The organism is Streptomyces sp. NBC_00341 (assembly GCF_041435055.1).
Classification (GTDB): Bacteria; Actinomycetota; Actinomycetes; order Streptomycetales; family Streptomycetaceae; genus Streptomyces.
The window spans coordinates 5257686-5269398 of sequence record NZ_CP108002.1 but is presented as its reverse complement, the minus strand read 5'-3'; the positions used below and the strand labels follow the sequence as shown (position 1 = coordinate 5269398).

Sequence of the window (11713 nt, the reverse complement as noted above, 5' to 3'; positions counted from 1 at the left end):
ACACAGTTGGGCACGGAAGGTAGCAGTCCGCACACACGTAACTCACTCAATGTCTGCACATCTCTGGTTGATTCAAGCCGATCTTGAGAGTCCGTGGAGCTCATTTCGATGCAACATAGAACTAATTGCCCGATTTCATAAGCCTTGATTAAGCCAAATTTGGCACTGCCGTGACTCTCCGCCATAGCTCATCAAAAAACCACACCCTTCACCAGCCGATCACGCTCTAGTGTGCGAATCGATCAGACCTGGGAGGGGACTTCTTTAATGGAACTTTGCGGACAAAAGCCCAAACGAATGGCGTCAAGAGGTGCGATCGCCGCTACAGCAGCGGTAGCGGCGATCGCGGTGTTCCTGCCGCAACAGACAGCGTCGGCCGCTGCAACAGCAAACGACAGCCGATCCGCCGGACAGTCGGCACGGCAACTGGGGGCCGACGACAGCGCCCTGGCTGCGGCAGTCGATACCGGCCAGCCCGCCGAGGTGCTTTCGCGACGCACCGAGACGTCGCAGGTGTTCGCCAACCCGGATGGGTCATTTACTCAGGACGCTTACGTATTGCCCCAGTTCGCCAGGCAGGACAACAAGCTCGTACCGATCGACACGCACTTGGAGGCCAACCCTGACGGGACGCTGTCCCCCAAGGCCACCGAGACAGCCGTACGGTTCTCCAGCGGTGGGGACGGCCCTCTGGCGACAATCGTGCGCGACGGCCGCAGCATGTCGTGGAGCTGGCCCCAGCCGTTGCCCAGTGCACAGGTCGACGGGGACACCGTGACCTTCGCAAACGTTCTGACGGATGTGGACCTCAAGCTCCGCGCCGGGCCCGCCGGATTCACCAGCCTGCTCGTCGTCAAGACGCCCCAGGCTGCGGCTGATCCGGCACTGAAACAGATCCACTTCGGCCTGGACACTGACGGGGTGGAAGCGAGCACGGATGAGTACGGCAACCTCACCGCTGTGAACCCGGCCGGTCAAGAGGTCTTCACCGCACCCAGCCCGCTGATGTGGGACAGCGGAACCTCCGACGCGCCCCAGGCACGAACGGCAGCTACCAGTGAGGACGTGGGCCCCCCGCCGCCGACGGACGAGTTCGAGCCGGGCCATGGGGCCCAGCAAGCCTCCATGGAAGCGGCAGTGGCAGATGGAAAGCTGACCCTCACGCCGAATCAGGATTTGCTGACGGGTGAGGACACTCAGTACCCCGTCCTGCTGGACCCTTCGGTCTCCGGTTCCCGGTATGCCTGGACCATCGCCTACAAGACGAACCCCACGAGTTCCTACTACAACGGAGCGAACTTCGGCGGCGGCACTACGACTGCCCGGGCCGGCTACGAAAACAAGACAAACGGCCTGGCCCGCTCTTACTTCCGCATGAATACAGGCAACCTGTGGTCCACCGACAAGGTGATCTCCAGCTCCAAGTTCACCATCAAGAACACCTGGTCCTGGTCGTGCACCAAGAAGCCGATCGAGCTGTGGCACACCGAGTACATGAGCTCGGCCACCACATGGAACCACCAGCCCACGAAGATCCGCACCCTGGACACGGTCACGGACTCGAAGGGCTGGGGGTCCGACTGCCCTGCTGGCAAGCTCGCTTTCGACACCACCCCCGCCGCCAAGGACGCCGCCAAGGGGCACTGGAACACCATCACTCTTGCTCTCAAGGCAGGTAGCGAGACAGACGTCTTCGGTTGGAAGAAGTTCGACGCCAAGTCGGCTCTGCTCTCGACCACGTACAACACCCGCCCGAACGTTCCCAGCGGCTTGGACACCATTCCGTCCACCAAGAACAGCGCCGGCTGCGGCAACAGCGCCCCCTACGGGCTGATCGGCAACACCGACCTGTACCTCACGGCCAAGGGGTCGGACCCGAACGGCGGGACGGTCAAAGTCCGGTTCAATCTGTGGGCCACCGGCCACCACCCCGTCGATGACCCGAAGGGGGTGCTCATCGTGAACAAGACGGTCTCCACCACCTCCGGAACCGTCGCCAAACTCAAGGTCACGAAGGCCCAGCTCACGCCCTATCTGTCCAAGGCCAACGGAAACTTTTCCTGGAAGGCGCAGACCGAGGACGCCTCACTGTCCTCCGCCTGGGTGCCGGCCACCGGCAAACCCGGCTGCCGCTTCGTCTTCGACCCCACCCGGCCATCCACCCCACCCGGCGTGAAATCCGTGCAGTTCCCCGACGGCTCGGACGGCTGGCCCGCCGTCACCGGAAATGCCCGCGTCGAGGGCACGTTTACCCTCAGCAGCGGCGGGGTCGCCGACGTCACCAAGTACGAGTACTGGACCGACTGGAACAGCAAGAAGGTCACCGTCAGCCCCTCGGTGCAGGGCGGGTCCGTCAACGTCAAGCTCCGCCCACTCGCGGCCGGCAACCACACGCTCTACGTGAACAGCATCGACAGAGCCGGCAACGTCTCCGACCGAAGCGCGTACATCTTCTATGCCAACAGCCCCGGCATCACCGACAAACCCGGTGACCTCAACGGGGACGGCAACACCGACATGTACGGCATCCGCGCCGACGGGACTCTGTGGTTCTACCCGGGCCAGGGCAACGGCCAGTACGCCCCCTACACCGAGGCCAGTGACACGAGCTTCAACGGCGCCTCCATCACCCATCGCGGGGACTGGACCGACGACGGCTACGAAGACCTCATCGCCGCCCAGCCCGGTGCGGACGGCACGAAAAACCTGTACGTCTACCCCAACAACGGCCTCGGCTACGCGTGCACCGCACGAGGTGAGGAGGCCGACGGCGCTTCCCGGGAATGCAGCTTCGACCGGGTGCCCCTCGACGTATACAGCCCTGAGAACAACCACTGGAAGAACGCTGACCAGATCCTGGCCATCGGTGATGTCGACGGTCCGCTCGACGTCGACGCCGACGGCACGCCCGACGTGCCCGGCCACACCGACATCCTGGTCAAGGAAGGCGACCACCTGTGGCTCTACTACGGCTCGGACAGTTTCTATCTCGATGACGTCACCGAACCCGTCCTCATCGGTGACGGCGCCTGGGCCAACTACGAGATGGTCGCTCCCGGCGACGTCAACGGCGACGGCAAGGTCGACATGGTCGCCAGACAGAAATCAGACGGCCGGCTCCGCCTCTACACCGGCACCGGGCCGGCCGGAGAGGGACTCGGCCACACGACCGTCGACCTCAAGGCCAGCGGCTGGGACACCAAGACGCACCCGTTGATCACTTCAGAGGGTGACAGCAACGGGGACGGCAAACCCGACCTCTTCACCACCAGCCACGACACCGACAAGGGCCTCTACTTCTACCCCTCCATCACTTCCACCGGCATCGGCACACCCACCGTGGTCGGCACCACTGGCTGGCTCAACTTCCAAGCACTGAGCTGAACCAGCACTGAGCTGATCCGGTCTGAGCCGGAACCAGCCTCGTGACGGGCTGCGGGCCGCGCCATCCCGGTGCGGCCCGCAGCCCTGTCTGGTTCGTGCCAGGCAAAGAGGCGGGCGCAGCGGCCCCGACGCGCGCCGCCGGATCGCCATCGCGTGCGGGAGTTCAAACGACGACGTTGTGGCGGGCGATCGGGTCCAGGAGCTGTTCCTCCTCGTAGGCGAGGTGGGAGAGGAGGCAGTCGGCGAGCCTGTCGAGGACGGTGCGGACCTCTTCCAGGCGGGACGCGTCCTGGACCATCGCGACCAGCACCTCGTCCAGGCGCGCGATCAACGAGGCGATCAGCTCGTGTTCCTCTTCCAGGCGGGTCAGCACCGGCGTGAGGTCTTCCTGGGCATCGCGCAGCTTGCCGAACATCACCTCGTCCTCCAGCAGGTGGTGCTGGGTGACGATCCGGCAGTACGAGGCGCAGAAGGCGCCCAGCGACCAGTAGTTCTGGCGCATGGTCATGGCGTTGAGGAACGAGCGGGCGGCGGCCGGGCTGTCGCGCCCGGCCAGGACCTCGCCGACCGCGTGCTGGAGCTGGGCCAGTTCTTCGCGGAGGCTGTCGTGGACCAGTACCAGGGTCTGGGCGGCGCGCTCACCGGCGGCGCCGGCGGCGGGGCGGTCCGGGTGCGGCGGTGGTGCGACGGGGCGTGCTGAGGGGTCGAGCCGTCGGTGCTCGATCCGGGCGTCGTCCGGGAGTGCGGCGGGGGCGGTCGTGCCGCGTTCCTGGGCGACCGCTTCGCGTACGGCTGGGGCCACCTCCGCGGCGAAGCGCATCAGGGGGCCGGTGCCGTCCGCGTTCACGTTCAGGAGGAAGCCGCTGAGGCCGTGGGTGAGAGCGAGTTCCGTCAGCTGCTCTGTGGTGAACGAGGGGTCGACGACGTAGACGCGGCGCACGGCGGACGGCTCCCGTCCCGCCGCCCGCGCACCCTCGTCCACGGTGCGCATCAGACCGGCGAGCTTCTCGGGCGGGGCGTAGGAGGCGCTGCCGAGCCAGCCGTCCGCGAGCCGCCCGGTCAGCCGCAGCATGCGCGGACCGTAGACGCCGAGCCAGATGCCGACCGGGTGGGCGGGCAGCGGTCCGGGTTGAGCGCCCGCGAGCCGGTAGTGGGTGCCCTCCAGGCGTACGCCGGGGCCGTCCGTCCACAAGGCGCGCAGCACGCCGATGGCTTCCTCCAACGCTGCCACGGACTCCCCGGGCGTACGGCGCGTGCCACCCATCGCCTCGATGGCGTCCCAGAACGCGCCTGCTCCCAGGCCCAGTTCCACCCGGCCGCCGCTGAGGAGGTCCAGTGTCGCCACGCTCCTGGCCAGCATGGCCGGGGGCCGTAGCGGAAGATTCGCAACCGCGGGGACCAGCTTGATGCGGCGGGTCACCGACGACAGGTGCGACAGCAGCGTCCAGGTGTCCAGGAAGGCCGGCTGGTACGGATGGTCCTGCACCCCGAGGAGGTCGAGTCCGGCCTGGTCCGCCTCTTGGGCCAGTCGTACGAAGGCACTACGGCGGGCCGCCTCGGGCGGCGCGAAACAGCCGAAGAGGAGGTCGTGGCCGAGGTCGGGCATCGGGGCGCTCCTACGGTCCGCGGGCGGCACAGACCCCCAGCCTCACCCGGGTCACGTCATCCCGCACGCCGACCGCCGTGACGCCGACCGCCGTGACGCCGCCCGCCGGCGACGATCTCACGGAGACCCAGGAGGCAGTCCCTGGCTGTGCTCCCTCAGTCGGGCGTTTCCTCAGGTTGCGGAGGGCGGGGCACCGGGTTTGAGTGGGAGGGGCTCTCACCGCGCGAGGAGTTGCCATGTCGATGGCGTTCGGTTCACCTTTCGGGTCGTCCGACCCTTTCAGTGAGATGCTCGACCGCTTCTTCGGCACGTCACCGGCCTCGTCGCCACCGGCTGTGCAGCGGGTGCCCATCGGCCGCCTCCTCACGGAGTCGTCGCACGAACTTCTCGGCCTGGCCACGCAGAAGGCGGCCGAGAACGGGACGTCCGACCTCGACACGGAACACCTCCTGTGGGCGGCCACTCAGGTCGACCCCGCGCGGAGCCTCCTCGCCCAGGCCGGTGTCGACGTCGACGCGCTCGCGGCCCGGATCGCCGAGGTGTTGCCCCGGGAGGCGGGCGAACCGTCCGCGACCCCCGGGCTCACACCGGCGGCGAAGCGTACGCTCGCGGCCGCCTACGCCGGCTCGCAGGCGGCGGACGTGTCCTACATCGGCCCCGAGCACATCCTCGCCGCACTCCTGGAGGACCCGGACTCGGGTGCCAACCGGTTCCTGCGCGCACAGGACCTGGACACCCAGAAGCTGCGGGGTCACGCGGACCGGGCGGACGGTTCCCCCGCTGCCGGGAAGCAGCCCGCGACGACCCTGGACGAATTCGGCCGGGACCTCACGGAGGAGGCGAAGGCGGGGCGGCTCGACCCTGTCGTCGGCCGGGCCGAGGAGATCGAGCAGACCATCGAGATCCTCTCGCGGCGCTCCAAGAACAACCCGGTGCTCATCGGTGAGCCCGGAGTCGGGAAGACCGCCATCGTGGAGGGGCTGGCCCAGAGCATCGTGGCCGGCGAAGTGCCCGAGTCCCTGAAGGGCAAGAGGGTCGTCTCCCTCGACATGTCCGGCATGGTGGCCGGTGCGCAGTACCGGGGCCAGTTCGAGGAGCGGCTGAAGAAGGTCATCGAGGACGTCCAGGAGGCCGGCGGCGACATCATCCTCTTCATCGACGAACTGCACACGGTCGTCGGCGCGGGCGCGACGGGCGAGGGGGCGATGGACGCGGGCAACATGCTCAAGCCCGCGCTCGCACGCGGCGAGCTCCACGTGGTGGGAGCGACGACGATCGACGAGTACCGCAAGCACATCGAGAAGGACGCCGCTCTCGAACGCCGCTTCCAGCCCGTCCTCATCCCCGAACCGAGTGTCGAGGAGACGGTGCAGATCCTCGAAGGGCTGCGCGACGCGTACGAGGCGCACCACCAGGTCCGCTTCGCCGACGGAGCCCTGACCGCGGCAGCGGAACTGTCCGACCGCTACATCAGCGACCGGTTCCTGCCGGACAAGGCGATCGACCTGATGGACCAGGCGGGTGCCCGGGTACGGCTGCGCAGCGCAGGCCGTTCCACCGAGGTCGTCAGCCGGGAGGACCGCCTCGCGAAGCTGCGACGCGAGAAGGACCAGGCCGTCGCCGGCGAGGAGTTCGACAGGGCCTCTGACCTGAAGCGGCAGATCGCCGAGGTGGAGGGCGAGCTCGCGGGCGTCGAGGAGCGCCGCGAAGGCGTCGTCTCCGTCACCGCCTCCGACATCGCGGATATCGTCTCCCGCCGCACGGGGATTCCGGTCTCCCAGCTCACCGCCAGCGAGAAGGAGAAGCTCCTCGGGCTGGAGGAGGAGATGCACGAGAGGATCGTCGGCCAGAACGAGGCGGTCACCGCGGTCTCCGAAGCCGTGCGCCGCAATCGCGCGGGCATGGGCGACCCGAACCGGCCCGTGGGCTCGTTCCTCTTCCTGGGCCCCACCGGCGTGGGCAAGACCGAACTCGCCAAGACGCTCGCCGAACTGCTCTTCGGCGACGCGGACCGGATGATCCGGTTCGACATGAGCGAGTTCCAGGAGAAGCACACCGTTGCCCGGCTCGTCGGCGCGCCTCCCGGGTACGTCGGCTACGACGAGGCAGGTCAGCTCACCGAGAAGGTTCGCCGCAAGCCGTACAGCGTGGTGCTGTTCGACGAGGTGGAGAAGGCACACCCCGACGTGTTCAACACGCTGCTGCAGATCCTGGACGACGGCCGACTGACGGACGCCCAGGGGCGCACGGTCGACTTCCGCCACTGCGTGGTCATCATGACGTCCAACATCGGCGCCCATCGCATCCTCGCCCACAAGGGCGATGCCGCCGAACTCAAGGACGAGCTGATGGACGACCTGCGGGGACGGTTCCTGCCCGAGTTCCTCAACCGGATCGACGACATCATCATCTTCCACAGCCTCACCGAGGAAGACCTCTCGGAGATCGTCGAACACCTCCTGGACCGGAGCAAGCACCGCGTCCACGCGCAGGGCATGACGCTGGAGGTGACCGAAGCGGCGAAGAAGTTGCTGGTCTCCCATGGCTACCAGCCGGAGTTCGGTGCCCGCCCGCTGCGCCGCACCATCCAGACGGAGCTCGACAACCGCATCGCCTCACTGCTGCTGAGCGGCGAGAGCGACCCCGGCGACACGATCGTCGCCGATGTGCGGGACAACTCGCTCCACTGCACCGTCCGCAAGGGCGCCGCCCGGTCCGAGGAGGAACCCGTGGAGGAAGCGGAGGCAGCTTCCTGACGACGCCGCGGGATCCGTGAAGCCCCCGGTCACGAACGCGGCGCCACCTTCGTCAGGCCGTTGATGATGCGGTCCATCGCGTCGCCGCCCGTCGGGTCGGTGAGGTTGGCGAGCATCTTGAGGGTGAACTTCATCAGCAGCGGGTGCGTCAGGCCGCGCTGGGTGGCGACCTTCATGACCTTCGGGTTGCCGATCAGCTTCACGAAGGCGCGGCCCATCGTGTAGTAGCCGCCGTAGGTCTCCTTGAGCACCTTCGGGTAGTTGTTCAGGGCCAGTTCGCGCTGGGCCGGGGTCGCGCGGGCATGGGCCTGCACGATGACGTCCGCCGCGATCTGGCCCGACTCCATGGCGTACGCGATGCCTTCGCCGTTGAACGGGTTGACCATGCCGCCCGCGTCACCGACGAGCAGCAGGCCCTTGGTGTAGTGCGGCTGGCGGTTGAACGCCATCGGGAGGGCGGCGCCGCGGATCGGCATCGTCATGTTGTCCGGGGTGTAGCCCCAGTCCTCCGGCATCGACGCGCACCACGCCTTGAGGACCTCGCGCCAGTCCAGCTCCTTGAAGGCGGCCGAGGAGTTGAGGATGCCGAGGCCGACGTTGGAGGTGCCGTCGCCCATGCCGAAGATCCAGCCGTAGCCGGGCAGCAGGCGGTCCTCCGTGCCCCGGCGGTCCCAGAGTTCCAGCCAGGACTCCAGGTAGTCGTCGTCGTGACGGGGCGAGGTGAAGTACGTACGGACCGCGACGCCCATCGGGCGGTCCTCGCGGCGGTGCAGGCCCATCGCGAGTGAGAGCCGGGTGGAGTTGCCGTCGGCGGCGACGACGAGCGGGGCGTGGAAGGTGACCGGGGTCTTCTCCTCGCCGAGCTTCGCGTGCACGCCGGTGATCCGGCCGGTGCGGGGGTCGGTGATCGGGGCGCCGACGTTGCAGCGCTCGTACAGCCGGGCGCCGCCCTTCTGCGCCTGGCGGGCCAGCTGCTCGTCGAAGTCGTCGCGCTTGCGGACCAGCCCGTAGTCCGGGTAGGAGGCGAGATCCGGCCAGTCCAGCTGGAGCCGGACGCCGCCGCCGATGATGCGCAGGCCCTTGTTCCGGAGCCAGCCGGCCTCTTCGGAGATGTCGATGCCCATGGAGACGAGCTGCTTGGTGGCGCGCGGGGTGAGGCCGTCGCCGCAGACCTTCTCGCGGGGGAAGGCGGTCTTCTCCAGGAGGAGGACGTCCAGGCCCGCCTTGGCGAGGTAGTACGCGGTCGTGGAGCCGGCTGGGCCTGCCCCGACGACGATCACATCCGCGCTGTGTTCGGACAGGGGCTCGGTCACGGTCGGATCTCCCGAAGACTCGAAATCGCGTGCCGCGCGGCACATGGCCCGTGCAGTCTATGGGGGCCCGCTGATCAACCTCCCGAAGGGCTCCCCCATGTCGGCCGCGCCCGGTGCGGCGCTCAGGCGCGGACGCCCCGGTGCAGCGCGACCACGCCGCCGGTGAGGTTGCGCCAGGCGACGTCCGACCAGCCGGCCCGCTGGAGCTTCGCCGCGAGCCCTGCCTGGTCGGGCCAGGCGCGGATCGACTCGGCGAGGTAGACGTACGCGTCGGGGTTGGACGACACCGCGCGCGCGACCGGTGGCAGCGCCCGCATCAGGTACTCGGTGTAGACGGTCCGGAACGGTGTCCAGACCGGCTGGGAGAACTCGCAGATGACGACCCGGCCGCCCGGCTTGGTCACCCGGTACAGCTCGCTCAGCGCCGCGTCCGTGTCCTGGACGTTGCGCAGCCCGAAGGAGATGGTGACCGCGTCGAACGTCTCGTCCCGGAACGGCAGCCGCGTCGCGTCGCCCGCCGTGAACGGCAGCCAGGAGTTGCGCTTCTTGCCTTCCTGGAGCATGCCGATGGAGAAGTCGCACGGCACGACGTACGCCCCGGTCGCGGCGAACGGCAGCGAGGACGTCGCGGTCCCGGCGGCCAGGTCGAGGACCTTCTCCGCGGGGCGGGCGTGGACCGCCTTGGCGACCTCCTTGCGCCACAGCCGGGCCTGGCCGAGCGAGAGCACGTCATTGGTCAGGTCGTAGTTCGCCGCCACGTCGTCGAACATCGAGGCGACTTCGTGCGGCTGCTTGTCCAGGGAGGCTCGGGTCACGCCTCCCATTCAAGCAGTCCGCCCGGGGAGCGAGGGGGCGGGCCCGCCGTCGGGGCCGGGGCGCGGGGGCGGCGACGCGGTGTCCAGCACGGCGGGCGTCCCGTAACCGGCCTGCTGAGGCCTCGCCCCGCTTCGCCCCGTCCTGCCCCGGATTCGGACGCGGGTTTGAATTTGGCTTCAACCTTTCCGGCCCGTGCGCTCTCAGTAACAGGAGGAGAGACCACCGACGGACCGTGAAGGGGGCCGGATGAGCGCGGGGACCGGCCGGGACGCCGACAACAGCTTCGAGGAGTTCGCGCGGGCGAGCCAGCGCCGGCTGTACCGCACCGCGTACCTGCTGTGCGGCGACGCGGAGGCGGCCCGTGATCTGACTCAGACGACGCTGGCCAAGCTGTTCCAGCACTGGCACCGGGTGAGCGCCGCCCACCACCCGGACGCCTACGCCAGGACCGTGCTGACCCGCACCTACATCGCCGAGCGCCGCCGGCGGCTGCGCGACTTCCGTGCCCATACGCCGATCGCCGCGCACGCACCGGCGGTCGGTCCCGAACTGACGGTCACGCTGCTGGCCGCGCTGTCCGAACTGCCGCCCCGCGCACGGGCGATGGTCGTGCTGCGCTACTGGGAGGACCTGAGCGTGGAGACCGTGGCCGAACTGCTGCGGTGCAGCCCGTCCACCGTGAAGAGCCAGTGCTCGCGCGCGCTCGCCACCCTGCGTACGCGGCTGGGCGACGCACACCTCTACACCACCCGAAGCTGAGGAGAACCGTCGTGGACATGTCTTCTGACCGCTTTCCCGGCCGGGCCGCGGAGGAGGGGGCCGAGGCCGCCCCGGAGGCAGAGGTGGCCGAGACCCTGTTGATCAGGGCGGCCATGGAGCAGGCGACCGACGGTGCGCCGACCCTGCCGGACCTGGTGCCCGCCGCCCTGGTCCAGGGCCACCGGCGCCGCACCCGGGCCCGCGCGACCATCGGGGCGGTGGTGACGGGTGTGGTGGCGCTCGGCGCACTCGGCGCCGTCCTGCCCCTGTGGAACGGGAACGGCAGCGGCGGTACGGAACCCGCCCGGACGTGGTCCGCCGCCTCGCGGCCCACGGGCATCGCGCCGACGCCGGCCCCGGAGAACGTCCCGACGAACGCCCCGACGGACGTGCCGTCGCCCGTGTCGTCGGACGCGCCCTCAGGGGCGGCGTCGGCCCCGGCGCCGCCCGTGTCCACGGTTGCGCCGGAACCGTCCACCGTCCACATCCAGCCTTCCCCCGGCCAGTCGTCCATGGCCGATCTGCCGGCCGCGGAACGGAAACGGCAGCAGAGGTTCCAGCGGCTTGCCGCTCTGGTGCTCGGGGAGTTGCTGCCGCGGAAGGTGGGCCCGGTCCACCCGGTGGACCTCGCCGTCAGCCAGTACCAGGCCGGGGTCGGCAGCGAGATCTACCCGGTCGTCCTCTCGGTGCGCCCCGGGAGCGACCGGAGTGTCGCTCCGCAGGAAGCGCCCTGCCGCCAGTACCCGGGCGGCCTGCTGCGCTGCAAGCGGGCGATGCTTCCCGGCGGGATCGAGGCCCAGGCCGTGACGTCGGCCGCCGGCCCGGACGGGTCACCGGCCGCCGCGAGCACCCTCGTCCGCTTCACGTACGGCGACAGCGCGGTCGTCCTCTCGGTCGGCGGTGACGACGGCACAGGGGGGCCGTCACCCGTCACCGCCGATCAACTGCTCGCCGTCGCGGGGGACTCCCGGTTCCTGGAGCTCGTGAAGTACGCGGCGGCACACCCCATGGAATCGAAGGAGTACGCGGATCGTGTCGGCTGAGGTACGGAGACAGCAGGGACAGCGACGGGGCGGCCG

Annotated in this window: 7 protein-coding genes; 4 read left to right on the top strand and 3 right to left on the bottom strand. The window is 69.0% G+C overall.

Features of this window, described 5'->3' with window-relative positions:
• The first annotated feature begins 231 nt into the window (after window positions 1-231).
• Window positions 232-3384 carry an FG-GAP-like repeat-containing protein gene (locus OG892_RS23765; protein WP_328865833.1) on the top strand — a complete coding sequence of 1051 codons (3153 nt, stop codon included), beginning with the start codon at window positions 232-234 and terminating at the stop codon, window positions 3382-3384.
• A 163-nt stretch (window positions 3385-3547) separates the two neighbouring features.
• Here OG892_RS23765 and OG892_RS23760 read toward each other — a convergent pair whose 3' ends face one another.
• Window positions 3548-4990, bottom strand: coding sequence for an LLM class flavin-dependent oxidoreductase (locus OG892_RS23760; protein WP_371630235.1), 1443 nt, complete (start codon window positions 4988-4990; stop codon window positions 3548-3550).
• Window positions 4991-5226: 236 nt separating this feature from the next.
• Here OG892_RS23760 and OG892_RS23755 point away from each other — a divergent pair, with 236 nt between their 5' ends.
• On the top strand, window positions 5227-7746 hold the full coding sequence (locus OG892_RS23755) for an ATP-dependent Clp protease ATP-binding subunit (RefSeq protein ID WP_371630234.1): 2520 nt from the start codon (window positions 5227-5229) through the stop codon (window positions 7744-7746).
• Window positions 7747-7775: 29 nt separating this feature from the next.
• On the opposite strand, the gene OG892_RS23750 is transcribed toward OG892_RS23755, so the two are convergent.
• Window positions 7776-9059 (bottom strand): geranylgeranyl reductase family protein, encoded by a 1284-nt coding sequence (locus OG892_RS23750; protein ID WP_073732767.1) that lies wholly within the window; start codon window positions 9057-9059, stop codon window positions 7776-7778.
• 122 nt (window positions 9060-9181) lie between these two features.
• Window positions 9182-9874 (bottom strand): demethylmenaquinone methyltransferase, encoded by a 693-nt coding sequence (locus OG892_RS23745; RefSeq protein ID WP_073733152.1) that lies wholly within the window; start codon window positions 9872-9874, stop codon window positions 9182-9184.
• Between the two features lie 247 nt (window positions 9875-10121).
• Here OG892_RS23745 and OG892_RS23740 point away from each other — a divergent pair, with 247 nt between their 5' ends.
• Together OG892_RS23740 and OG892_RS23735 are read left to right on the top strand one after the other, a co-directional pair.
• The gene (locus tag OG892_RS23740) at window positions 10122-10634 is read left to right on the top strand and encodes a SigE family RNA polymerase sigma factor (RefSeq protein ID WP_327338486.1); all 513 of its coding nucleotides are present in this window, start codon (window positions 10122-10124) and stop codon (window positions 10632-10634) included.
• Window positions 10635-10651: 17 nt separating this feature from the next.
• Window positions 10652-11677 (top strand): hypothetical protein, encoded by a 1026-nt coding sequence (locus OG892_RS23735; RefSeq protein ID WP_371631675.1) that lies wholly within the window; start codon window positions 10652-10654, stop codon window positions 11675-11677.
• Window positions 11678-11713: the final 36 nt, after the last annotated feature.